Below are 23,513 nucleotides of genomic sequence, written 5' to 3' on the forward strand. Positions count from 1 at the left end.
CGGCAAGACCCGGGTGTGGTGCCTGGGATGGCGCGAGCGGTGAGTGCCCGGAGGTGGAAGCTGCAGTGGGCGACGGTGGGGTCGATGTGAGCGCGGGTTGGGAGGAGGTGTCGCCGGGGAGCGGTGCTGGCGGCGGTGGCGGTGACTGGTTCGGCGGGGGCGGCTTCGGCAACGGCAACGGCAACGGCTTCGGCTCCGGCAATGGCGGTGGCGCAGGCGCAGACGAACCGGTGCCGGACGGGCTGAGCTGGGTGCCGGTGGCGGCAGATGCAGACGGCGGCGGGCCGGTGAACGGCACCGTGCCCCGGCTGGTTCTGCCGGTGCCGGGTGACCCGGCTGCCGCGCCCGAAGCCCCGGTCTGTCAACCGCAGACGCCGTGTGACCCAGCACTGGTCGTTCGGGTCAACGACCTGGTGAGTATTGACGCTGATCCACCCACGCAGGGGATGGAACCCGACGGCTGGTTGGTCGTGGGGGTCCCGACGAATTTCTACGCGTCGGCAGCGCCACACTCGCGGTCCGGGCCGCTGCTCGGCTCTCCGGCCGAGGTGCGCTTCATGCCGGTCGGCTACACCTGGGACTACGGTGACGGAACCTCCGGCAGTACGGCGACCGGTGGCGCGAGTTGGGCGGCCCAGGGCCTGCCGGAATTCTCGGAGACCTCCACTAGTCACATCTACGAGAGCACCGGCACCCTCACGATCGGGCTCACCGTGTCCTATGCGGCCGAGTACCGTTTCGACGGCGGTGCCTGGCGCCCCGTCGACGGTCTTCTCGAGGTGTCTGGCAGCCCGATGACAGCGATCGCGGACCGCTCGGGCACGGTGCTGGTGGCCGAGGAGTGCTCGGCGAACCCCGGCGGCCCGGGCTGCCGGTGACGAATTGATGCGGCCCTCACGACAAAGTGTCGGGCAAGAGTGCGACCATGAACGTGCCGCCGAATTTCTGCGGTGCGCGGACCCGGCAAGGTCACGGCTTCGTCATTGACTGCTCCCAGTCTGCGCATATCAAACGTTCAGGTTCAGGCGAGAAGCTAATTTCGCTTGGAAGGAGCACACCATGACCGATAGCACTCAGGACCCGGACAAGACTCCGGACCAGCCGCAGGACACCACGCCGTTCGAGGTCAATTCGTCCGGCGAGGCAGCCGCAGCGACCCCAGACTCCGCAGCGGCCCAGAACACGACCGCCGCGTCGGCGAACACCCCTACCGCAGACCACACCACCGCCGTGCAGCCGAGCGTTCCGCACCCTGCCGACAACCAGGCCACCGAGGTCATCGGTTCTGCAGACGGCACCGTCGCCGCACAGCCCGCTGCTCCCCAGGCCGGCGCCCCGCAGGCGAACACTCCGCCTATTCCCGTTCCGGCACCTGCCGCCCAGACCCAGCCGGCGCAGCCCACTCAGTCCTACGGCCACCAGCAGCAGGCGTACGCCACGGATGCCTTCGGTCGGCCCATTCCGGGCCCCGACGGTCGCACCCCGATCTACGCTCCCACCCCGGCGCAGCAGCAGGCCTACGCGAACGCGAACGCCAATGGCTACGCCCCGCAGCCCGCCCCGAAGGCTCCCAAGGACCCCAACCGTCGTAGGGGCGGCGTGGCCCTCATTGCCGCGCTCGCCATCGGCGCCCTCGTCGGCGGCGCATCCGGTGCCGGCGTCACGGCCTATGTGGTCTCCAACCAGAGCAACGGCACCCCCGCCAGCCAGGCCGAGGGCCCGAGCACCGTTGTGGTCAACAACACCGACAGCGTCAACGAGATCACCGCAGTGGCCGCGAAGGCATCGCCCAGCGTCGTCACGATCGAGGTCGCCTCCGCCGATTCCGGCGGTACGGGCTCCGGTGTCATTCTCACCGAGGACGGCTACATCCTCACGAACACCCACGTGGTCACCCTCGACGGTGCTTCGTCCGACGCGGCCATCGAGGTCAAGGCCAGCGACGGCAAGCTCTACACCGCCACGTTGGTCGGCACCGACCCGGTCTCCGACCTCGCCGTGATCAAGCTCAACGACGCCTCCGGCCTGTCCCCGATCAAGTGGGCAGACTCCAGCGAGCTCAACGTGGGCGACACCGCCATCGCGATCGGCGCACCGCTGGGCCTCTCCGGCACTGTCACCAACGGCATCGTCAGCGCACTCAACCGCAGCATCACGGTGGCGTCCTCCGCGGCCCCCACCACGCCGGACGAGACGACCCCCGATGAGAACGACGACAACTACTTCAACTACGACCTGCCCGGTACGCCGGCGCCGCAGGGCGCGCAGAGCAGCATCTCGCTGTCGGTCATCCAGACTGATGCGGCAATCAACCCCGGCAACTCCGGCGGTGCCCTGCTGAACAGCAAGGGCGAGCTGATCGGCATCAATGTGGCCATCGCCAACGCGGGCGGCGACTCGTCGGCGGCTACAGCGGGAAGCATCGGCGTGGGCTTCTCCATCCCCGCCAACCTGGCCAAGCGGGTCTCCGACGAGATCATCGAAACCGGTTCGGCGTCGCACGGGCTGCTCGGCGCCAGTGTGACCAGCGCCTCCAGCGAAGACAGTGCCACGGTCGGCGCCCTGATCAGCGAGGTTTCGCCCGGGGGAGCGGCCGAGGATGCCGGGCTCCAGGCCGGTGACGTGGTGACGAACCTGAACGACGTGCCCATCACCGACGCGACCGACCTCACCGCGCAGGTTCGCAGTCTCGCCGCCGGCGACACCGCCGAACTCACCTATGTGCGCGACGGCGAGTCCGTCACCGTCGAGGTCACGGTCGGCGAGCTCACCAGCTAAGCCCCCCAGCACGCTCCTTCCTTCTGCGCCGCCGGCCTCGTGCCGGCGGCGCAGTGCTGTGTGCGGCGAGTGCGTCGCGTGACCCGGAGCGTGTGCACAGTCGAGAGAAAAGGCTCGGCTGCTAGGCTCAGTCGATTGTCCGAATGAGTGGAAAGATGGCCAGCCCCGTGCAGGAGAGTGCAGACACAGAGTTGACCGGTGTCTCTTACATCATGCCGGTTCTCAACGAGGCCAGTCATGTGCGTGCCGCCGTGCAGAGCCTGCTCGAGCAGGACTATGACGGTCCCTTCGAGGTCACCCTGGCCCTCGGCCCGAGCATCGACGGCACCACCGAACTCGTCGAGGAGATGGCCGCGGTCGACCCGCGCATCCGCGTCGTGGCCAACGACGTCGGCTCAACGCCCGCGGGCCTGAACATCGCCATTCGCGCGTCCAGCTACCCTGTCGTGATTCGCGTCGACGCGCATTCCGTACTGCCCCGCGACTACGCCCGCATCGCGGTCGAGACGCTCCAGCGCACCGGTGCAGACAACGTCGGCGGCATCATGGATGCGCAGGGCACCGCTCCGTTCCAGCAGGCCGTCGCCCGCGCATACGGCACCCGCATCGGCCTGGGTGGCACGCCACTGCACGTCGGCGGCCCAGAGGGCGAGGCCGAGACCGTGTACCTCGGCTGCTTCCGCCGCGACAGCCTGCTGCGCGTGGGCATGTTCGACGAGGGCATCAAACGCGGTCAGGACTGGGAACTGAACCGTCGGCTGCGCGAACACGGCGGCTCGGTCTGGTTCACACCCGCGCTCAAGGTCATCTACCGCCCACGGCCCAGCCTGTCGCGTCTGGCCCGCCAAATGGTCTCCACGGGGCTCTGGCGCGGTGAACTGGCTCGTCGGTACCCCGAGTCGAACGGCCTGCGCTACTTCGCACCGCCGGTGATGGTGCTCGGGGTCACTGCCGGCGTCCTGGTCGGTCTGGTCGGGCTGGTGCAGCTGCTGCTGGGCGGCCCGGGCTGGCTGCTGCTCGGTTTCCTGATCCCGCTGGCCTACTTCCTCATCGTCGCCGCCGCCACGGTCGCGTCCACCCGAGCCGACGGGGTTCGTGTCGCGCTCTGGTTTCTCGTAGTCTTGCCCTGCATTCACTTCTGCTGGGGAATCGGCTTCCTGCTCGGTTACCTCAAGCTCACCACCAACATCTCGGCACACACGGGAAGACATCAATGACGTCTGGTTCGCCCATCACGGCTCGGCCCTCTTCAATCGCCGAGCTTCGTGCCGTCGCCCAGCCACCAGAGGTGCGGTTGCGCGCCAACGCCGAGCACTGGACGGCGTCGCTCTACCTGCGTGACCTGTCGCCGTACCTCACCTGGATGCTGCTGAAGACACGCATCTCGGCCAACGGTGTCACCGGCCTGATGATCCTCGTCGGCTGGTCCACGGCGGCGGCCCTGCTCATTCCCGGCATCTGGGGGGCGCTGCTCGCCCTGGTGCTCGGTCAGCTGCAGATGCTCATCGACTGCTGCGACGGTGAGGTCGCCAGGTGGCGCAAGACCTCCTCGCCGGCCGGGGTGTTCCTCGACAAGGTCGGGCACTACTCCACCGAGGCCCTGATCCCGATCGCCCTGGGCATCCGCGCCGCCGCCTACCCGTTCGAGGCGCCCGCCGACTTCCTGTTCACCACGCTGGGGCTCGCCCTGGCCCTGGTGATCGTGCTCAACAAGGCCCTCAACGACATGGTGCACGTGGCCCGCGCCAATGCCGGCCTGGCCAAGCTCGCCGACAACAAGGGTGAGAAGGTGCCGCAGGCCGGCCTGATCGCCACGCTGCGCCGCCTGGCCCGATTCCTGCCGTTCCACCGTCTCTACCACTCGGTCGAGATGACGATGGTGATCTTCGTCGCCGCGGTGATCGGTCTTTTCGTCGGCCAGCCCATCACCGACCGGGTCTTCCTGGCCGTACTCCTGCCGCTCGCCTTCCTGGCATTGATCGGCCACTTCCTCGCGATCATGGCGTCCAAGCGCGTACGCCCCTGATCCGCACCATGCCCGATTCGCAGCCGCCGACAGCGTCGGCACCCGTCACTATCGGCGTGGTGGTGCTCACCCAGGGGCGCCGTCCAGACGACCTGGACCGCGGCATCCGCAGCCTGCTCGCCCAACAGGATGTTCAGCTCGACATCGTCTGTGTCGGCAACGGCTGGCAGCCCACCGGGCTGCCCGACGGGGTCGCCGCGCTCGCCCTGCCAGAGAACCTCGGCATTCCGGCCGGACGCAATCGCGGAGTCGAGCACGTCACCGGTGAGTACCTCTTCTTCCTCGACGACGACGCCAGCCTGCCAGACCCCGCCTTCCTGATCGAGGCCGTTGGCGTGCTCCGCGCCGACCCGACCATCGGCCTGCTCCAACCGCAGGTGGTCGACCCGGCTGGGCTCACCGCGCCGCGGCGCTGGATTCCCCGCATCCGCAAGGGCGACGCCGGGCACTCGAGCGCCGTGTTCTCGGTGTGGGAGGGGGCCGTGCTGCTGCCCCGACCGGTCTTCGACGGCACGGGCGGCTGGGCCGAGCCGTTCTTCTACGCTCACGAGGGCATCGAGCTCGCCTGGCGGGTCTGGGATCAGGGCTTGCGCACCTGGTACGCCGGCAAACTGGTCGCCAACCATCCGGTGATCCTGCCTACCCGGCACGCCGACTTCTACCGGCTCAACGCCCGCAACCGGGTGTGGATCGCCCGCCGCAACCTGCCCGTGCCCCTGATCCCCGTCTACGTCGCCTCTTGGACGGCCATTCAGGTGCTGCGCGGCGCGCGCAACCCGGCCGCCCTCGGAGCATGGTTCCGGGGCTGGTGGGAAGGCTGGCGCACCGACCCGGGCGAACGGCGCCCGCTGGCCGCACGCACCATCTGGCGGATGACCCGCGCGGGCCGCCCTCCCGTCATCTGAATCGGCCGTCATCTGATCCGGGCGCCTAACGATTGGCTACCGGTGAACCTCGTTCGGGGGTGGGCAGGCCACAGGTCCCACCCCGGTCGGTAGGCTGGAGCAGTGGTAAGCAGCAAAGACATCCGACTCGCAGTGAAGCTCGTGAAGGATGTGCTCGGTTCACGCAAGGCCCAGCGCCTGCTCACCGAGCGCCTCGCCGTTCGCGGGCCGCTGCCCGCGCATACCTTCAAGGTCGCCGTGTACTTCGCGGATGGGCCGGTGAACCTCTACCAGATGCGCCAGTGGTACAAGCCGCTCGCCACGTTGGCCGAGACCTGGCCGGTCGTCATCCTCAGCCGCACCGCCGGCGGCACGCGCAAGCTGCTCGACGAGAGCCCGGTCCCTGTCGCCTATGTGCGCAAGGTCGTCGACCTGGAGAGGACGATCGCCGAGCAGGACATCCGCGTGGTCCTCTACGTCAACCAGAACTCCCGCAACTTCCAGATGATGCGCTACGGGCGCCGCTGGCACGTTTTCATCAACCACGGTGAGAGCGACAAGATGTACATGACGACGAACCAGTTCAAGGCCTACGACTACTCGTTCGTGGCCGGGCAGGCTGCGGTCGAGCGCCTGCGCAAGGTGCTCTGGGACTACGACTTCGACAAGCGCGCCGTCATGATCGGCCGTCCGCAGGCCGACCACTACTCCGGCGTGCTGCCGTACACCCCGGATGCCCGCACCGTGGTGCTCTACGCGCCCACCTGGGAGGGCGACAGGGCCGCCGCGGCCTACGGGTCCATCGCCACGCACGGCGTCTCCCTCGTCACCGCCCTCTTGGCGAGCCCCCGGCACCGCGTGATCTACCGCCCGCACCCGCGCAGCGGCGTGGTCGACCACGAGTACGGCGTGGCCAACCGGCAGATCATCGCCGCGATCACCGCGGCCAACGCCCGTGACGCATCCGCCCAGCACATTGTCGACACCGGTCCCGAACTCGGCTGGCAGCTGTCCGCCGCCGATGTCGCGATTGTCGACATCTCCGCCATGGTCTACGACCGGCTCGCGTCGGGCAAACCGCTCATGGTCACCCGGCCCGCGAATCCGCTCGCGGCCATCGACACCAGCGGTTACCTGTCCGCGTGCGAGTGGCTCGGCGCGGGCGACACCGCCGGAATCGTGGCGGCCCTCGATCAGCTCATCGGCGACGACTCGGCAGAGGAGCGGCTGCGCGGCTGGGTCGAGCAGTACTTCGGCGATCCGACGCCCGGGGCCCCGACCGCGCGTTTTCACGCCGCGATCGGTCACCTGATGACCGAGTGGGAGCGGTTCGCCGCCCTGCACGCCGCCGACGACGACGGCCTCGCCGAGTTCATCGAGGACATCAGCGAGATCGAAGAGGTCTGACGCTCCTACGAGGTGGGCTGCGCCGGTACCGTCGGTTCGGGCGCAGGAGTCTCGTCGGAGTCGGCGCCGGCCTTCTCGACCGGGGTACGGCGGCGTGACGGCCGGGGGAGCGCGCGGAGCGCACTGTGACCCAGGCGGGACATCCGGCCACCCGACGGCAGAGCGCCGTCCTGCAGTGTGATGGTGTGGCCCTTCGGGTCGAGCTCGAGCCGGAACACGTCCGGGGCTTGACCGAACGCGAGCCGGGAGGAGCTGACGACTCGTTTGCCGAGGATGTGGTTGCCCATGCCGCCGATGACGGCACCAATGCCGAAGGGCACGGCCTTGCCGATCAGGCTGGCCCCGCCCTTGGCGGCGAACTGACGGATGAAGGTGCGCTTGAGCTTGTCGGTGAGCGGGCCCATGATCGCGCGCGGCAGGCTGGTGGTGACGAGTTCGCCCCAGTAGGCGTTGCGGGCCACTCCGCCACCGCTGACCTGGCCGGCCAGCTGCCGCACGAGGTCTGAACCCTCGTGGCCGAGCATCATGGTCATCACGAGCGCGCGAGCACGTTCGGGATCGTCGACGGTGATGCCGTGCACCTCGCTCACGGACTGCGCGTAGAGCGCCGTCGCCTCGAGGAATCCGGCGGTCTCCACGCCGGAGAGGGCGAGGGTGATGCCGGTGCCGACGCCGGGGATGACGGCGGTCGCGCCGACGGCGGCACCGCCGCTGGTCACCGCGGCCAGGTAGCGGCGTTCCAGAATGCGCACGATCTGCTCAGGCGACGCATCCGGGTGACGGCGCCGGATACTGCGGATGTGCGCGAGCACGGCGGGGCGATGAATGGCCATGACCCGATCGAATCCGGTCACGACTCCGGAGGGGAGCGGGCCGCCTCGCGGAGTCCCGCCGGTGGGAGAGAGCAACGGTGTGGGCTTCTTAGCCATAAAGCAGTCCTCCTCGGGTGCGCAAAGCACGAGTTTACGGGCCGAAACTGAGCATCCTCGTGGTAATTCCCAGCGAGATTGGTGGGCATCCGGCGTGACGAATCATGCTCTCGGTACGTCTCAGGCGGGTTTGATCCCGTACTGCTCGTTGTACCGCGCCAGCACCTCGTTGATGGGGCCGTCCAGCACGAGTGCGCCCTTGTCGAGGTAGAGCCCCCTGGCGCAGAAACGGCGCAGGTCCCGCTCGTTGTGCGACACGAAGAACAGGGTGCGGCCGCCGGCGAGGAGCTCCTCGATGCGGCGGTAGCACTTCTCCCTGAACGCCTTGTCGCCCACGGCGAGGACCTCATCGACGAGGATGATCGGTTCCTCGAGCCTGGAGATCACGGCGAAGGCGATGCGCACCTTCATTCCGCTGGAGAGATGCTTGTACGGGGTGTCGATGAAGTCCGCGATCTCGGCGAATTCGATGATGTCGTCGAACCGGGAGTCGATCTGCTTGCGGGTCATGCCGTGCAGGCCGGCGGTGAGGTAGACGTTGTCGCGCACGGTGAGGTCGTCGACGAAGCCGCCGGTGATCTCGATCAGCGGGGCCACTCCCTCCTCGACCGTGACGGTGCCCTCGTCGGGCAACACGACACCGGTGACCAGCTTGAGCAGGGTGGACTTGCCCTGGCCGTTGCGACCGACCACGCCGATGGCTTCGCCGCGTTGCACGCTGAAGGACACGTTCTGCAGCGCCCAGAACTCGCCGGACCGGGTGCGGCGGCGGCGGCCGGCGAAGAGGTCCTTGAAGCTGCGGCGGCTGCGGCGATTGCGGCGAAAGCGGATGCCGACGTCGTGGAGGGAGATGACGGTGTCGCTCATCAGATCTCCTTCAGGACGGCACGTTCGGTGCGGGAGAAGACCAGCAGCCCGATCGCCAGGAACGCCAACGACATGGCGGCGCTCACGCCGACGACGAACCAGTCGAGTTCGTCGGGGAAGAACGCGGCCCGGTAGAGACTGAAAATTCCGCTGAGCGGATTGAAGGCGGCCCAGAAGTGCAGCTGCTCAGGCAGGTCGCTGGTTCCGTAAATGATCGGCGACGCGTAGAACAGGAAGCGCAGGATGAGCTTCACGGCGCGTTCGAGGTCGCGGAAAAACACCACCAGGGGAGCGACGATGAGTCCCACACCGGCGGTGAGCACGGCCTGGATCAGGATCGCCAGGGGGAAGTACGCGGCTTCCACATGGACCTGGGCTTCGGTGATGATGGCGAAGATGACCAGGACCGGGACCGCGGCGATGAATTCGATGCCCTTGGAGAGCACCAGACGGTTGACCCAGATGGTGCGGGGGATCCGGGTGGACCGGATGAGCTTGGCTTCCCTCAGGAAGGCCCTGGTGCAGTCGGAGATGGCGCCGTTGAACCACATCCACGGCAGCAATGCGGCGAGCAGGAAGACGATGTACGGCTCGTTGCCGACACTGCGTTGAAAGACCTGGGTGAAGACGAACCAGTAGATACCGGCCATGACCAGCGGGTCCAGGATCGACCAGAAATAGCCCAAGACCGACGTTGAATACCGAACGCGGAGGTCACGCTGGGTCAGCAACCACAGCGAATGACGGTAACGCGCAAACGGGGTGCGCTGTTCAGGACGCACCTGAGCGTAACTACTCACGCGCTCTATCGTATGGGAGCAGATCGGGGCACGACGCCAACGGCGACCGTGCCCCACCCGCGAGAGACGATTAGACGAAGAGGTTGGCGCGCTCGAGGTCCTCGGCGAAGTCGACCTCGACGGCGTAGAAGTCGGAGATGTCGACGGGCTCGACGAGCAGGCGGTTCTTCTCGATGGCGAGCTCGATCGCGCGCTCGAAGTAGTCCTGGTCGTCCACCTTGCTGAGGTGGTGGATGAGCATTGCCTTGTCGGCGGCAGACACGTAGTTGATGCCGACGGCCTCGCCGAGACCGTTCTTGACGGTCTTGGAGAGCTCCTTGATGTAGCCCTCGGCGCTGGTGGTGTACTTGACTTCCTCGTCGGAAACCTTGGACGTGTTGACCGTCACGAACGACTGGTCGCGCTTCATCATCGAAGCGGCGCGGTCGAGAATTGCGGGGTCGAAGACAACGTCACCGTTCATCCACAGCACACCGCCGGAGCCGGACGCGCGCAGGGCGCGGAGGAGGCTCTTCGACGTGTTCGTCACGTCGTACTGCTCGTTGTACACGAAGGATGCCTGCGGGAACGCTTCGATGATGTGCTCGAGCTTGTAGCCGACCACGATGGTGACCTTGGTCTTCTTGCCGAAGGCGTGCTCGATGTTGTCGAACTGCTGCTGCATGATGGTGCGGCCGTCGTTCAGTTCGGTCAAGGGTTTGGGCAGCGAGCGGCCGAGACGGCTGCCCATTCCTGCTGCAAGTATTACTACCTGGGTGGTCACGAATATCTCCTAAGAAAGATCTGGGTGGCCCCGCGGCACTGGCGTTCCAGCCGAGTTTGCCTGCGGTTCACCCCTAAGTTCACGTATAGACACTCCGTTATGCCACCCTCAGACTAGCCGCATACCCTCTACTGGGGGAAGAGAAACCACGATGCGTGTCCTGATCGTGACGATTCGCAGCCCCGTTACGGTATCGGTCGAGGCAGACGAATCTGCCCGGGAATTCCGCGGGAATACCGCCTCGAGCCGGTCTGCGACCCAGCGAGGTCAGACGGTACTTGGTAGGTTAGCGGGGTGACTCCAGTGCCTCCGAACTCCGAGCCCGACGAGCAGACCCCGGTCTTGCCCGTTCCCGATACGGAGCCGGAACGCGAGGGTAGCGCCCCTGAAACGGACGCCCCTGCGGACCGCCCCCATGAGCCTGCTCTACCTGTTGCGGCCGAGCCGACAGCCGGCGTCAAGCCACCCCGCAAGACCCCGGTCAAGCGTGCGCCGCGCACCAGCGTGCCCCGCGTCGCTGCCCCCGCAACCCCGGATGCCGGCGCGCCAGCGGCGGATTCCGATGAGGCCGCCGCGCCGAAGCCGGCGCCGCGCAGCACCACCCGCGCACCGCGCACTCCCGCGACGCCGCGCTCATCCGCCACCGGCACCCGCGCCCCCGCCAAGAAGAAGGCCGCACCGGGGACGGCAGCAGGGTCACCTGCAGCGTCTGAGACAACCGCAGTACCGGAGGCAACAGCGTCGCAGTCTGCCGACGAGGATCGCTCCGAACCCGCCACAGCCGCCGCCCGGGTCGCGGTTGCGCGTACTCCCGCCGCACGCAAGACCCCGTCGAAGTCGCCCGCCAAGGCGCCAGCGGCACGTGCCACCCGACTGCCCGCCACGACAACTCCGACGGCAGACACCGCCGACGCCGTCGAGGCCGCCGCCGAGGCGACCGCGACCGATGCCGCCTCGACCGCCTCACCCGCGAGCGGCCAGCCCGACACCGCCCGCCCCGCAACTGGTCGGCCCACCGCAGCCAAGGCCGCGGCCGCGAAGGCAGCGGCAGCCAAGTCCGAGTCAGCCGCGAAGGCCGGCGCAGCGCGCGCCGCAGCGACCAAGGCCGCGGCCGCGAAGGCCGCCGCCGCTAGAACCTCGGCGACCGCTGCCTCGCGGGCCGCCACGGCTGCCGCCGCCGCCGCGACGGCACGCGCCACCGCGGACGGTGCCGCCGACAAGCCCGTTATCGACGAGACAGCAACGCCGGACGGCTCTGCACAGGACACCTCGGTGCCCGACAGCCCTGTCCAGCACAGCCCGGTGCAGCACAGCCCGGCACAGGACAGCACTGCGAACGACAGCGTCGGCGCTGAAACGGCCGTCGAAGTCAACGCGATCGAGGAGATCACCGCTGCCCTCGCGCCGACAGCAGTTGCCAGCGACCGCGACACTGCCGATGGCGCGTCCACGCCAGGCACCGCCGCCGAGCCGGTGCGCACCGAACGGCGCCCGTTCTGGCGGCTGAACCGGACTGCGTCCAAACAGGGTCAGCCCACGCAGGACGCCCCGGTCGCGGCACCCGCCGTCAGCAGCGTATCCGCCGACTCAGCGACAGCCGAAGCGCCCGAAGCGACCACCGCACCCGAGCCAACGGAAGCGCCCGCTGCGCCCGTCACGAAGACGGCGCCGCCCGCGGCTCCTGTCGTCCGCAAGCCGATGGCTCCGCGCACCGCCGCAACCCCCGTCGTCAACGCCAATGCGCCCGTCGAGATCGCCGTGAGCGGTCTCAACAAGCGGTTCGGTCAGAACGTGGCCGTCGCCGGCGTCGACCTCGAGGTGCGGGCCGGATCTTTTTACGGCATCGTCGGCCCCAACGGAGCGGGCAAGACCACGACCCTGTCGATGATCACCGGTCTGCTTCGTCCGGATTCCGGCACGATCCACGTGCATGGCATCGACGTGTGGGCCGATCCGATCGCCGCCAAACAGGCCATCGGGGTGCTGCCGGACCGGCTGCGCCTCTTCGACCGCCTCACCGGCGCTCAACTGCTGTACTACTCCGGCGTGCTGCGTGGGCTGGAAGCCGAGACCGTTCGCGCCCGTTCGGCCGACCTCGCCGCCGCGTTCGGTCTGGAGAGTGCACTCAACCGCCTCGTCGCCGACTACTCGGCCGGTATGACCAAGAAGATCGCCCTCGCCTGCGCCATGATCCACTCGCCGCGGGTGCTCGTGCTCGACGAACCGTTCGAGTCCGTCGACCCGGTGTCGGCGGTGAATGTCACCGAGATCCTGCAGCGCTACGTCGCCAGCGGGGGGACGGTGATCCTCTCCAGCCACGGGATGGACCTCATCCAGCGCGTCTGCGACCACGTCGCGATCATCGTGCAGGGCTCGGTCCTGGCGTCCGGAACCATCGACGAGGTGCGCGGCAACGTGTCGCTCGAAGAGCGGTTCGTGGACCTGGCCGGCGGACGAAAGGTTGCGGAGGGCCTGGAGTGGTTGCACAATTTCTCGGACTGAAGCTGAGGCTCCTCGCCAACCTCTTCCGGCGTAGTCCTTGGCAGGTCGTGGGAGTTGCGCTTGGCCTGCTCTACGGACTGCTCGTCGCCGGCGCCCTCGTGGCGATGCTGGTGACCTTCCGCTCCGTCGACGACATCCGCACCATTCGGGACGGCCTGATCGTGGCGGGGTCGATTGTGGTGCTCGGTTTCTTCCTCGTCCCGCTGGTCTTCGGTGTGGACGACAGCATGGACCCCCGCAAGTTCAACACCATGGGCATCCCGAACAAGCAACTGGCGTTGGGACTCGCCGTCACCTCGCTCGTCGGCGTGCCAGCGACCACTCTGGCGCTGGTCTTGATCGGCACCATCGTGACCTGGTCCAGGGGTCCGGGGGAGATCCTGCTCGCCATCCTCGCGGCCGCACTGCTGCTGGCCACCTGCATGCTGGCCTCCAGAGTGAGCACCTCGCTGGCAGCGTTCATGCTCTCCACCAGGCGGGCCCGCGAGTTCACCGGCATCCTCGGCATTCTGCTCATCGTCATGATCACCCCCGTCGTCGTGTTGCTGTTCAACGTCGACTGGAGCAGGTACGGTCTCGACCTGCTCGGCGGGTTCGCGGCCATCCTCGCCTGGACACCGCTCGGTGCCGGGTGGGCCGTTCCCGGCGATGCCGCCCTCGGGAATTGGGGGGCGTCGATCCTCCGACTGCTCATCGCCGCGGCGACCACCTACCTGCTCTGGCTGGCCTGGCAGGGCCTGGTGGCCCGTATGCTCGTCACCCCTGGCCGGGAGGCGCAGGCCCGCGCCTATGGCGGGCTGGGCTGGTTCGACCGGATGCCGCACAACGCCATCGGCGCCATAGCCGCCCGCAGCATCACCTACTGGGGTCGAGACCCGCGGTACTGGGTCTCCCTGATCATGATCCCGATCGTGCCCGTTCTGGTGGTTCTGCCGCTGGTCTTCGCTGGGATGCCGTTCGAGTACCTGGTTCTCGTGCCCGTGCCGCTGATGTGCGTGTTCCTGGGCTGGACCCTGCACAACGACGTGGCCTACGACCACACCGCCATCTGGCTGCACGTGGTCTCCGGTCCGCGCGGCGTGGCTGACCGGGTCGGCCGGCTTGTCCCGGCGCTCTTCGTCGGGATCCCGCTGATCGGTCTCGGCTCTGCCGTGAGCGTCAGCGTGCACGGCGATTGGGCGGTGCTCCCCGGGCTGCTCGGTGTGAGCACCTGCATCCTGCTGGCCGGGCTGGGATTCTCCAGCTACACGTCGGCACGGTTCCCCTACCCGGCAACGAAGCCAGGCGACAGCCCGTTCGCCCAACCGCAGTCCTCGGACACCGCGGCAGCGATCATCCAGTCGCTGACCTTCGTGGGATCGATCGTGGTCGCGATTCCGGCCATCGTGTGCGCCGTGCTCGGCATCTTCGTCGACCCGATCTGGAATCTCCCTGCCCTCTACTGGGGCCTGGGCATCGGTTTCGTGATGCTGATCGGCGGCGTGTGGTTGGGGTCCCGCACCTTCGAACGCCGCGGGCCCGAGATGCTCTCCTCCGCATTGCGCGCGTAGCTGCATACACTTGTAGTCATGACACACGACACTCGCGCGAGCATTGCTGACCCCGGCCAGGGCCCCGGAACCGGCGGCGGAACGTCAACCCTGGACCGTGAGCTCGAGGAACTCCTCAATCAGGAGCAGATCGAGCCAGGCGACCACGAACGCTTCTCGCACTACGTTCCGAAGGACAAGATCCTCGAGTCCGCGATGACCGGTAAGCCGGTCAAGGCGCTGTGCGGCAAGAAGTGGCTGCCGGGCCGTGACCCGGAGAAGTTCCCGGTCTGCCCCACCTGCAAGGCCATCTACGAAAAGATGAAGCAGGACTGACCGCGACCTCGCCCTCGGCTCCCTCGCGCAGTCCGTATCGCGGGTGATACGCCGCTTCGCGGGTGGCATGCCACCCGCGAAACAGCGCCTGACCCGCGCATCGCCGAAGTGCCGAGCTGGGGCGGAATCCCGGCGGCTAGCGGTAGACCGTCGGGATGACGACGTCGCCGCGGCCGAGCCGGAACGCGTCGATGGGCAGTTCGCGCATCGACGCGGCGTTCTGCTCGCGGGCGAGTCTGGTACCGGCCGCGCCCAGGTAACGTTCGTCGACGACGCCGGCCTGCATGAGCGGCACGAGCAGGGAACGCTCGCTGGCGCCGGACGCGTCGGTGACGACCGCGTCGGCAGCAGTCGACGGCCCGTCGGCATCCACCCGCACGATCTCTTCGCGGGCGGTGCCGCTGGCGTCCAGACTGCGCACCGCGCTCTTGCGACCGCCGACGGAGGCCTTCGACGCTGAGGTCTTCGCCACCGACACCCACTCGTCGTTCGCGTTCTTGTGCGCCACCAGTTTGTACACCATGCCCGCCGCCGGAGCGCCGGAACCGGTGACGAGCGAGGTGCCCACGCCGAAGGCATCCACGGGCGATGCCGACAGCGCGGCGATCGAGAATTCGTCGAGGTCGCTGGTCACGGTGATTCCCGTGTTCACAGCGCCGAGAGCGTCCAGCTGGGCGCGGGCTGCCGCGGCGACGGTCGGCAGGTCGCCGGAGTCGATCCGGATCATGCCCAGGCCGGTGCCGGCGACGGCGACGGCGAGCTCGATGCCGCGTTCGATGTTGTAGGTGTCGACGAGCAGGGTCGTCGATGCGCCGAACGCGTCGACCTGGGCGCGGAAGGCGTCCTCCTCGCTGTCGTGCAGCAGGGTGAAGGAGTGCGCGGCCGTGCCCATGGTGGGCACACCCCAGCTGCGGCCGGCCTCGAGGTTGCTTGTGGCGCCGAATCCGGCGATGTAGGCGGCCCTGGCCGCGGCCACGGCGGAGTACTCGCCGGTGCGGCGGGAACCCATCTCGGCCAACGGGCGACCCAGACTCACCGACACCATGCGGGCTGCGGCGCTGGCGACGGCGCTGTCGTAGTTCAGCACGCTCAGGATGAGGGTTTCGAGCACGACGCACTCCGCGAAGGTGCCGTCGACCTGGATGATCGGCGAGCCGGGGAAGTAGGCGTCACCCTCGCGGTAACCCCAGATGTTGCCGCTGAAGGAGTAGTCGGCGAGCCAGTCGAGGGTGGGCGGGCGCACCACGTTGTTGTCGCGCAGCCAGTCGAGCTCGGCGTCGTGGAAACGGAAGTCCCTGATCAGGTCGAGCAGCCGACCTGTACCGGCGACGATCCCGTACCGGCGCCCGTTGGGCAGCCGCCGGGCGAAGCCCTCGAACATGCACTCCCGGTTGGCGGTGCCGCTCTGGATCGCGGCATCCACCATGGTGAGTTCATAACGGTCGGTTCGAAGCGCAGAAGACTCGGTCACGCGGCAAGCCTAGCGGGACCCGCATCGCCGGCACCTGCAGATGCTCCGAAGGGGGCGGTACCGGCGTTTCGCGGGTGTTGCCTACAGGGCGCCGAACGCCACGATGCAGTTCTGCCCACCGAAGCCGAATGCGTTCACCAGAGCGTGCTTGATGGGTTGGATGCGCGCGGTCAACGGTGTGTAGTCGAGGGTGCAGTCGGGGTCGGGGGTGCGCAGGTTGATCGTGGGCGGCACGATGCCGTGCTTGATCGACAGCGCCCCGATCATGGCCGAGAGCGCTCCGGCCGCGCCGATCATGTGCCCGGTCATCGACTTGGGCGCGGTGATCGAGATTTTGTCGGCGAAGTGACGCAGCGACTCACGGATGGCGAGGGTCTCGGCCTTGTCGTTGGCCTGGGTCGAGGTGCCGTGGGCGACGATCATGTCGATGTCGGCCGGGTTGAGGCGGCTCTTGTCCATCGCTCGGGTGATGGCCTGGCTGGCGTACTTTCCGGACGGGTCGGGGGCGACGATGCTGAAGCCGTCGCTGGTGAGGGCGCCGCCGAGAACTTCCGCGTACACGCGGGCGCCGCGGGCACGGGCGTGCGAGAGCAGCTCCATGACGAACACCACGGCGCCCTCGCCGAAGACGAGGCCGTTGCGGTTGGCGTCGAAGGGCCGGCTGGCCTCTGCGGGTGCGTCGTTGTTGGTGGATGCGGCGTGCATGGCGTTGAGGCCGGCGAACATCACCGGGGTGATCGCCGCTTCGACGCCGCCGGCGATGACCACGTCGGCGTCTCCGGTCATGAGCATGGTGCGCGCCTCGAGGAGCGCGTAGGCGCCGCTGGCACAGGCCAGTGCGCTCGCGTTCACCGGCCCGTGCACGCCCAGATCGATCGCGATCTCGCACGCGGCCATGTTCATCAGCGACGACGGAACGAAGCGAGGGGAGATGCGGCGGGGGCTGCCGGCGTTGACGTGTTCGGTGGCATCCTGGATCTCGGCGTAGCCGGAGACGGCGCTGTTCACGATGACGCCGGTGTGGATGCCCTCCATGGACGGTCCGAAGCCGGCATCGGCGACGGCCTCCCTGGCTGCGGCGATCGCCAGCTGCGAGGCACGGGAGGCCCGCTTCACCTGCTTGATCGACATCCGAGTGGCCGGGTCGAAGTCCTTGACCTCGCCGGCGATCTGGGTGGGCAGGTCGGTGGCGTCGAACTGGGTGATGCGGGCAACGCCGCTGCGGCCGTTGGTCAGGCCGTCCCAGGTCTCGGTCCACGAATTGCCGAGGGGCGTCAGTGCGCCCAGACCAGTGATTACGACTCGATCATTCATGACGATCATCTCCTCAGACGGCGCGAGGGACGTCTCCGGTGCGGGCTCTGCCTGGTTGGCCTGGCCCATATGCCGAGTGTAGTTACGGCTATATTCCGGCCCACGTACGTTGGGCGGTTCTCGGCATATAAGGGGTGTCACATCGCCGAACGGTCGAACCCGGCTAGGCTTGATCGACGTGACTGATGCACCGATTGGGATTTTCGACTCAGGGGTCGGCGGACTAACCGTCGCCCGGGCCATCAAGGACCAACTGCCCAATGAGTCGATCCTCTACATCGGCGACACGGCACATTCACCATACGGACCCAAGAAAATCGCCGATGTGCGCGAGTACGCCCTCGCCGTTCTTGATGACCTGGTGGCCCAGGATGTGAAGTTGCTGGTAATCGCCTGCAACACCGCATCCGCCGCCGTGTTGCGCGACGCCAGGGAGCGCTACAGCGTGCCGGTGATCGAGGTCATCCAGCCCGCCGTACGCCGCGCCGTCGGCACCACCCGCAATAGCCGGGTCGGAGTGGTCGGCACCGCTGGCACCGTCAACTCCCGCGCGTACAACGATGCCTTCGCCGCCGCCACCGACATTCAGCTCTTCTCCCAGGCCTGCCCGCGGTTCGTGGAGTTCGTCGAATCCGGCGTGACCACCGGCGATGAGGTACTGCGGGTCGCCGAGGAATACCTGGCGCCACTGAAGGCCGCCGATGTGGACACGCTGGTGCTCGGTTGCACCCACTATCCGTTCCTGCGCGGGGTGATCTCCTACGTGATGGGGGACGCCGTGACGCTGGTCTCAAGCCACACCGAGACGGCGAACGACGTGTACCGGGTGCTGGTCGGCCAGGGCCTCGAACGGGTTGTGAACACGCCGCCCAGCTACCGCTACGAAGCCACCGGTGCCAGCGCGGATGACTTCCTCCGCCTCGCCCACCGTCTGCTCGGCCCGGAGATCGCCCGTGTCGACCTGGTAGCGACGGGCACCATCAGCCTTCACGAGGTGGCCAGACTGGCCGCCGCGTCCACCACGCCCCGTCTTTTCAAGGAGAACCCGTGACCGACATCCTGCGCGCCGATGGCCGCACCAACGACCAACTGCGCCCCGTCACCATCGAACGCGGCTGGAGCGACCAGGCCGAAGGATCTGCCCTGATCTCGTTCGGTCGCACCAAGGTGCTCGCCACGGCGTCGTTCACCAACGGCGTTCCGCGCTGGATGGCTGGAAAGGGCAAGGGCTGGGTCACCGCCGAGTACTCGATGCTGCCCCGTTCGACGAACTCCCGCATGGACCGCGAATCGGTCAAGGGCCGCATCGGCGGCCGCACCCACGAGATCAGCCGGCTGATCGGCCGGAGCCTGCGCGCCGTCGTGGACATGAAGGCGCTCGGCGAGAACACCATCGTCATCGACTGCGACGTGCTGCAGGCGGATGGCGGCACCCGCACCGCGGCGATCACCGGTGCATACGTGGCCCTGGCCGACGCCATGGAGTGGGGCAAGGAGAAGAAGTTCATCGCTCAGAAGGCACAGCCGCTCACCGACAGCGTTGCCGCCGTCTCGGTCGGCATCATCGCCGGAGTGCCGATGCTCGACTTGGCGTACACCGAAGACGTGCGTGCCCAGACCGACATGAACGTCGTGGTCACCGGGCGGGGCAAGTTCATCGAGGTGCAGGGCACCGCCGAGGGCGCACCGTTCGACCGCAGCGAACTGGATTCCCTGCTCGACCTCGCGCTCGGTGGGGCGATCACGCTCACCGAACTGCAGAAGACCACCCTGGGCCGCTGACGTGCGCGTCGTTCTCGCCACCCACAACGCCCACAAGGTCGAGGAGCTGCGCCGAATCCTCGCGCCGATGCTGCCCGGCCTCGAGGTGCTGGCCTACGACGGCCCTGAGCCGGTCGAGAACGGCGCAACGTTCACCGAGAACGCCCTGATCAAGGCGCGCGCCGCCGCCGCGCACACCGGGTTGCCCGCCATCGCCGACGACTCCGGCATCTGCGTCGACGTGCTGGGCGGCGCCCCCGGCATCTTCTCCGCTCGGTGGGGCGGCCCGGCCAGGGACTCCGAGGAGAACCTGCGCCTGCTGCTCTGGCAGATCAGCGACATGACCGACGAGCACCGGGCCGCCCACTTCACTTGCGTGGCGGCCTTGGCGATGCCGGACGGGGTGGAGCGAGCCGTGACGGGGGAGTGGCCTGGCCGGATCCTGCGCGAACCCGCCGGCGGCGGAGGGTTCGGCTACGACCCGATTTTCCAACCGGACGGGCACGACATCTCGGCCGCCGAGCTGCCGGCAGACGTGAAAAATGCCGTGAGTCACCGGGCCATCGCCTTCACCGCCCTCGGACCGGTCCTGACGGAGCTCCTGGCCGGCTAACGCGCTTCTGGCGAGCTGAGAACGGCACTCATTCCCAACTAGCGGCCGGGCTGGCTTTCCCTCCTTGGGGCTCGTAGCGTTGAATCATGGGCCACGACCACGCATCCACGTCGACGAGCAATCGCTCGCGTTTGTCGATCGCCATCGGCCTGGTCGCGACGGTGCTCGTGGTGGAAATCGTGGGTGCCTGGTTCACCGGGTCGCTGGCCCTGCTCGCGGACGCCGGGCACATGTTCTCCGACCTGGCCGGCCTGATCATCGCTCTCACCGCGACCGTGGTTGCCGCCCGGCCGGCCACCGACCGGCAGACCTTCGGCTACCAGCGGGCCGAGGTGTTCGGCGCGATGATCAACGGGCTGATCCTGCTCGTCGTGGCCGGGTTCGTTGTCTCCGGCGCCGTCGGTCGGCTGTTCTCCGACGCTCCCGCCGAGGTGCTGGCCGCGCCGATGCTGGTCGTTGCCGTGATCGGCCTGCTCGCCAACGTGGTCGGCATCCTGCTGCTGCGTCCCGCCGCCGCCGGCTCCATCAACATGCGCGGCGCCTACCTCGAGGTGCTGGCGGATGCGCTCGGTTCGGTGGCCGTGATCATCGCGGCCGTCGTCATCCTCACCACCGGATTCGCACAGGCGGATGCCATCGCCTCACTGGTGATCGCAGCGATGATCGTGCCGCGGGCATTCGGGCTGCTGCGCGATGTCGTGCAGGTGTTCAGCGAGTCAGTGCCGGCTGACACCGATATGCGCGCCATCCGGGAGCACCTGGAGGGCACCGCGGGAGTCGTGGCGGTGCACGACGTGCACGTGTGGGCGATCACATCGGGCTCGCACGTGTTCAGCGCCCACATCGTGGTCGAACCGGAGGTGCTGGCCGCGGGTCGATCGGGGGAGCTGCTGCGTGAACTCTCGGGGTGCCTGTCCGGCCACTTCGACGTCGACCACTCCACCTTCCAGCTCGAACCGGCCGACCACGCGGCGGATGCGGAACACGAGCACCACTCGCACCGCTGACCGCTCGAGCGGGTCGGTCAGCCGGGGTCAGGCCTCGTGCTTGCCGTCGTTGTTGGTGTCGAACGTGTCCGGGTCGAGCACGAGCTTCGCCGGGTCGACGGTGACGCCGGCACGGGCTTCGCGGCGGGCCTTCACCGTGGACTGGACGTAGTGGTAGATCGTGGGGATCAGGGTGAGCACGACGGCGCCGATGAGGATCAGGTCGATGTAATCGCGCACGAAGTCGGCCAGCGGCGGGATGTAGCCCAGGAAATAGCCGAAGAAGGTGAGGCCGGCGCCCCAGATCATGGCGCCGATGAAGTTGTACAGGGTGTACTTGCGGTAGTTCATGTGTCCCACGCCGGCGGCGACCGGGGCGAAGGTGCGTACGATCGGCACGAATCGGGCGGCGATCACGGCGAAACCGCCGAAGCGGACGAAGAAGGCGTTGGTTCGCTGCACGTTCTTGACGCTGAACAGCCCGGATTCCTTGCGTTCGAACACCCGCGGGCCCAGCCTGTGCCCGATCAGGTACCCCACTTCACCACCGATGAAGGCGGCGGCGCCGATCGCGAGAGCGACCCACCAGATGTCGATGGTGATGATGTCGAAGAAGACGAACAGGCCGGTGATCACCAGCAGAGTGTCGCCGGGCAGCAGGAATCCGATCAGAAGACCGGTCTCGGCGAACACGATCGCGCACACGCCCAGCAAAGCCCACGGACCGAATCCATTGATGAGCACCTCAGGGTCGAGCCACGGGATGAGTGCGGTGTTAATCACGAAGAAAACTCCAGTCGTCGGCGGCTAGATCGGCCAGTCGGCGGTGATCGCTTGCGTCGCTACAGGTTACCGCGTTCTGGCATCGGAAGCCCTGATGAAGGGGTGGGCTAACCCCCCAATGTGTTGGGAGGTCCTGTGCCGGTGCGGACCTCGAGCCGGTTGTTCGCCCGGTCGGCGAGCCAGGTGCGTAACCCGAAGACTATCGATGCCGTGATGAAGAAGGCGGCGATGATGTACGCCGCGCTTTTCACCCCGGGGATCGCCGCAGCGTAGTAGCCGGTGAGAGTGATTCCCACGCCCCAGGCGAGGGCGCCGACCAGGTTGCTGGAGACGAACTTGTAGTAGTTCATCCGGCCGACACCGGCCACGACGGGCACGAACACGCGCGCCCAGGGCATGAATCTGGCCACGACAACGGCCCACCAGCCGTACTTGAGGTAGAACGACTCGGTCTTCACGATCGCGGCCTGGGTGCGCCGGCCGCCGCGTTTGTCGAGGTAGCCGCGACCGTACCGTCGGCCAAGCAGGAAGCCGACCTGGTCGCCGAGGAAGGCGGCGACGCCGACGCCGACCGCGAGCACAACGATGTTCAGGCTCGCTGTGGACGCGGCCACAAGGCCGGCCCCGAAGAGGAGGGAATCGCCCGTGATGAAGGGAATGAACACGCCCAGGAACAGGGCGGTACCGGCGAAAACGAGCGTCCAGACGAGCAGATAGAACACCACTACGCCTGCGCTCGCGACGAAATCGCTGAGCTGCCCGTCCAGCGCCGCGGCACGCAGCATGGTTAGCGGGCCAGCCCGTCGAAGACGGCGCCGTTGTAGGTGAACGCCGCGTCAACCTCGGCGACGAGGGTGTCCACCGCGCCGGGCTCGAGGCGCAGCTTGTTCAACCTGTCCCGGTACGCGCGCTTGTACTCCACAATGTTGTTGATCGCGTCGAATCGGTAGAAGCCCAGCTGTTCCGGAACGGCCCCGTAGTGACGGGCCACCAGCGCGGCGATGGCCTGACCGCCGGAAAGGTCGCCGAGGTAGCGCGTGTAATGGTGGGCCAGGCAGCGCACGCTGTCGGCGCTGGTGAGGGACTGCAGGTGCGTGATGTACGCCGTCGTCGACGGAAGCGGCGGGTGTTCGCGGCGCCAGTCCTGCACCCCGAGCGCGGCCAGGTCGCTCTCAATGGCGGGGAGTCGCTCCAGGGCCGGGTCGAACACCTCGATGCGATCGACCTGCGATACCCGGTCGACAAGTTGTTCGAGGGCCTCGTAGACCCAGGCGTACTGTCCCAGGTAGCGGGTGTAGTCCGCGAGGGAAAGCTCGCCGCTGAGCAGCTCGGTGATGAACGAACGCGTCTCGGTGTCGCGGTGCTGGCCGCTCGAACTTGCCCGGAGGTGTTCGGCCAGACCGGGCTGCGCCTCTGAGACGGGCTGAGTGCCATCGGAATGCTGGGGGCTGACGGGGATCGCGGTCATGAGAACCGATCTGCTGGTGGGAGTAAGGCAATCCTAACTTACCCGCTCCGCGGTCGTCGGAATTGGAGAGAATTCTCGTTTACAGCGGAGCCGGACGGCATCTGAGCGCCGGTTCCGGAGCCCGTCGGTGCGGGAGAAGGGACTTGAACCCTCACGCCTTTCGGCACAGGTACCTAAAACCTGCGTGTATACCAATTTCACCACTCCCGCGAGTGCCGCTCCAGTCTACGGCGCGTGCGGGCCGTCGAATCGAGGGCTCGCCCGGCCGGCGTCGCAGCCGCGACGACCAACCTCCC

General features: G+C 67.7%; 22 protein-coding genes and 1 tRNA gene. 13 read left to right on the forward strand and 10 right to left on the reverse strand.

All coding sequences use genetic code 11. From position 1 onward, the window contains the following. The first annotated feature begins 53 nt into the window (after nt 1–53). From K2F54_RS08985 to K2F54_RS09010, 6 genes are all read left to right on the forward strand, one after another. On the forward strand, nt 54–878 hold the full coding sequence (locus K2F54_RS08985; protein ID WP_220605533.1) for a PKD domain-containing protein: 825 nt from the start codon (nt 54–56) through the stop codon (nt 876–878). A gap of 181 nt (nt 879–1,059) precedes the next feature. Then, on the forward strand, nt 1,060–2,778 hold the full coding sequence (locus tag K2F54_RS08990) for a S1C family serine protease (protein WP_220605534.1): 1,719 nt from the start codon (nt 1,060–1,062) through the stop codon (nt 2,776–2,778). A gap of 143 nt (nt 2,779–2,921) precedes the next feature. Next, complete coding sequence (locus tag K2F54_RS08995; protein WP_255576895.1) at nt 2,922–3,995, forward strand: glycosyltransferase family 2 protein; 1,074 nt, start codon at nt 2,922–2,924, stop codon at nt 3,993–3,995. Beyond that, a complete protein-coding gene (locus K2F54_RS09000) occupies nt 3,992–4,804 on the forward strand; it encodes a CDP-alcohol phosphatidyltransferase family protein (protein ID WP_220605535.1) in 813 nt (270 codons plus the stop codon). The genes K2F54_RS08995 and K2F54_RS09000 overlap by 4 nt, the downstream gene beginning before the upstream one ends. A gap of 8 nt (nt 4,805–4,812) precedes the next feature. Continuing rightward, the gene (locus K2F54_RS09005; RefSeq protein WP_220605536.1) at nt 4,813–5,709 is read left to right on the forward strand and encodes a glycosyltransferase family 2 protein; all 897 of its coding nucleotides are present in this window, start codon (nt 4,813–4,815) and stop codon (nt 5,707–5,709) included. 102 nt (nt 5,710–5,811) lie between these two features. Next, nucleotides 5,812–7,095 carry a hypothetical protein gene (locus tag K2F54_RS09010; protein ID WP_220605537.1) on the forward strand — a complete coding sequence of 428 codons (1,284 nt, stop codon included), beginning with the start codon at nt 5,812–5,814 and terminating at the stop codon, nt 7,093–7,095. Nucleotides 7,096–7,100: 5 nt separating this feature from the next. Here the strand turns inward: K2F54_RS09010 and K2F54_RS09015 are convergent, their stop codons facing one another. The 4 genes from K2F54_RS09015 to K2F54_RS09030 all read right to left on the reverse strand — a co-directional run bounded on the left by K2F54_RS09015 (nt 7,101) and on the right by K2F54_RS09030 (nt 10,454). Then, nucleotides 7,101–7,928, reverse strand: coding sequence for a hypothetical protein (locus K2F54_RS09015; RefSeq protein WP_374107279.1), 828 nt, complete (start codon nt 7,926–7,928; stop codon nt 7,101–7,103). A gap of 216 nt (nt 7,929–8,144) precedes the next feature. Continuing rightward, entirely contained in the window at nt 8,145–8,891 is a 747-nt protein-coding gene (locus K2F54_RS09020; RefSeq protein ID WP_220605538.1) for an ABC transporter ATP-binding protein, read from the reverse strand. Beyond that, the gene (locus K2F54_RS09025) at nt 8,891–9,691 is read right to left on the reverse strand and encodes an ABC transporter permease (protein ID WP_308287586.1); all 801 of its coding nucleotides are present in this window, start codon (nt 9,689–9,691) and stop codon (nt 8,891–8,893) included. The genes K2F54_RS09020 and K2F54_RS09025 overlap by 1 nt, the downstream gene beginning before the upstream one ends. 70 nt (nt 9,692–9,761) lie before the next feature. Then, nucleotides 9,762–10,454 carry a phosphocholine cytidylyltransferase family protein gene (locus tag K2F54_RS09030; protein ID WP_220605539.1) on the reverse strand — a complete coding sequence of 231 codons (693 nt, stop codon included), beginning with the start codon at nt 10,452–10,454 and terminating at the stop codon, nt 9,762–9,764. A gap of 303 nt (nt 10,455–10,757) precedes the next feature. On the opposite strand from K2F54_RS09030, the gene K2F54_RS19545 reads away from it, so the two are divergent. Genes K2F54_RS19545 through K2F54_RS09045 form a run of 3 tightly spaced genes read left to right on the forward strand, consistent with a single transcriptional unit; the run spans nt 10,758 to nt 14,821 of the window. Next, nucleotides 10,758–12,956, forward strand: a complete 2,199-nt coding sequence (locus tag K2F54_RS19545; protein ID WP_308287588.1) for an ABC transporter ATP-binding protein — start codon at nt 10,758–10,760, stop codon at nt 12,954–12,956. Nucleotides 12,957–13,003: 47 nt separating this feature from the next. Continuing rightward, nucleotides 13,004–14,506 (forward strand): hypothetical protein, encoded by a 1,503-nt coding sequence (locus K2F54_RS09040; protein WP_308287589.1) that lies wholly within the window; start codon nt 13,004–13,006, stop codon nt 14,504–14,506. A gap of 18 nt (nt 14,507–14,524) precedes the next feature. Continuing rightward, nucleotides 14,525–14,821, forward strand: coding sequence for a DUF3039 domain-containing protein (locus K2F54_RS09045; RefSeq protein WP_220605540.1), 297 nt, complete (start codon nt 14,525–14,527; stop codon nt 14,819–14,821). A 136-nt stretch (nt 14,822–14,957) separates the two neighbouring features. Here the strand turns inward: K2F54_RS09045 and K2F54_RS09050 are convergent, their stop codons facing one another. Then, nucleotides 14,958–16,292 carry a nicotinate phosphoribosyltransferase gene (locus tag K2F54_RS09050; RefSeq protein ID WP_220605541.1) on the reverse strand — a complete coding sequence of 445 codons (1,335 nt, stop codon included), beginning with the start codon at nt 16,290–16,292 and terminating at the stop codon, nt 14,958–14,960. Between the two features lie 81 nt (nt 16,293–16,373). Further along, complete coding sequence (locus K2F54_RS09055) at nt 16,374–17,675, reverse strand: beta-ketoacyl-[acyl-carrier-protein] synthase family protein (RefSeq protein ID WP_220605542.1); 1,302 nt, start codon at nt 17,673–17,675, stop codon at nt 16,374–16,376. A 109-nt stretch (nt 17,676–17,784) separates the two neighbouring features. Here K2F54_RS09055 and murI point away from each other — a divergent pair, with 109 nt between their 5' ends. From murI to K2F54_RS09075, 4 genes are all read left to right on the forward strand, one after another. Further along, complete coding sequence (gene murI / locus K2F54_RS09060; protein WP_220605543.1) at nt 17,785–18,657, forward strand: glutamate racemase; 873 nt, start codon at nt 17,785–17,787, stop codon at nt 18,655–18,657. Further along, nucleotides 18,654–19,388, forward strand: a complete 735-nt coding sequence (rph, locus tag K2F54_RS09065) for a ribonuclease PH (protein ID WP_308287590.1) — start codon at nt 18,654–18,656, stop codon at nt 19,386–19,388. Before murI ends, rph begins: the two co-directional genes overlap by 4 nt. A 1-nt stretch (nt 19,389) precedes the next feature. Beyond that, nucleotides 19,390–19,980: an RdgB/HAM1 family non-canonical purine NTP pyrophosphatase gene (gene rdgB / locus K2F54_RS09070; RefSeq protein ID WP_220605544.1), complete on the forward strand. Its 591-nt coding sequence runs from the start codon at nt 19,390–19,392 to the stop codon at nt 19,978–19,980. A gap of 86 nt (nt 19,981–20,066) precedes the next feature. Then, nucleotides 20,067–20,987, forward strand: coding sequence for a cation diffusion facilitator family transporter (locus K2F54_RS09075; protein WP_220605545.1), 921 nt, complete (start codon nt 20,067–20,069; stop codon nt 20,985–20,987). Between the two features lie 27 nt (nt 20,988–21,014). Here the strand turns inward: K2F54_RS09075 and K2F54_RS09080 are convergent, their stop codons facing one another. From K2F54_RS09080 to K2F54_RS09095, 4 genes are all read right to left on the reverse strand, one after another. After that, entirely contained in the window at nt 21,015–21,746 is a 732-nt protein-coding gene (locus tag K2F54_RS09080) for a DedA family protein (protein WP_374107281.1), read from the reverse strand. 110 nt (nt 21,747–21,856) lie between these two features. Continuing rightward, complete coding sequence (locus tag K2F54_RS09085) at nt 21,857–22,534, reverse strand: DedA family protein (RefSeq protein ID WP_220605547.1); 678 nt, start codon at nt 22,532–22,534, stop codon at nt 21,857–21,859. Between the two features lie 2 nt (nt 22,535–22,536). Continuing rightward, complete coding sequence (locus tag K2F54_RS09090; RefSeq protein ID WP_220605548.1) at nt 22,537–23,217, reverse strand: biliverdin-producing heme oxygenase; 681 nt, start codon at nt 23,215–23,217, stop codon at nt 22,537–22,539. A 128-nt stretch (nt 23,218–23,345) separates the two neighbouring features. Beyond that, nucleotides 23,346–23,427, reverse strand: a tRNA-Leu gene (locus K2F54_RS09095). Between the last annotated feature and the right edge of the window lie 86 nt (nt 23,428–23,513).

Origin of the sequence: Cryobacterium inferilacus (assembly GCF_019599185.1) — a bacterium.
Lineage (GTDB): Bacteria > Actinomycetota > Actinomycetes > Actinomycetales > Microbacteriaceae > Cryobacterium > Cryobacterium inferilacus.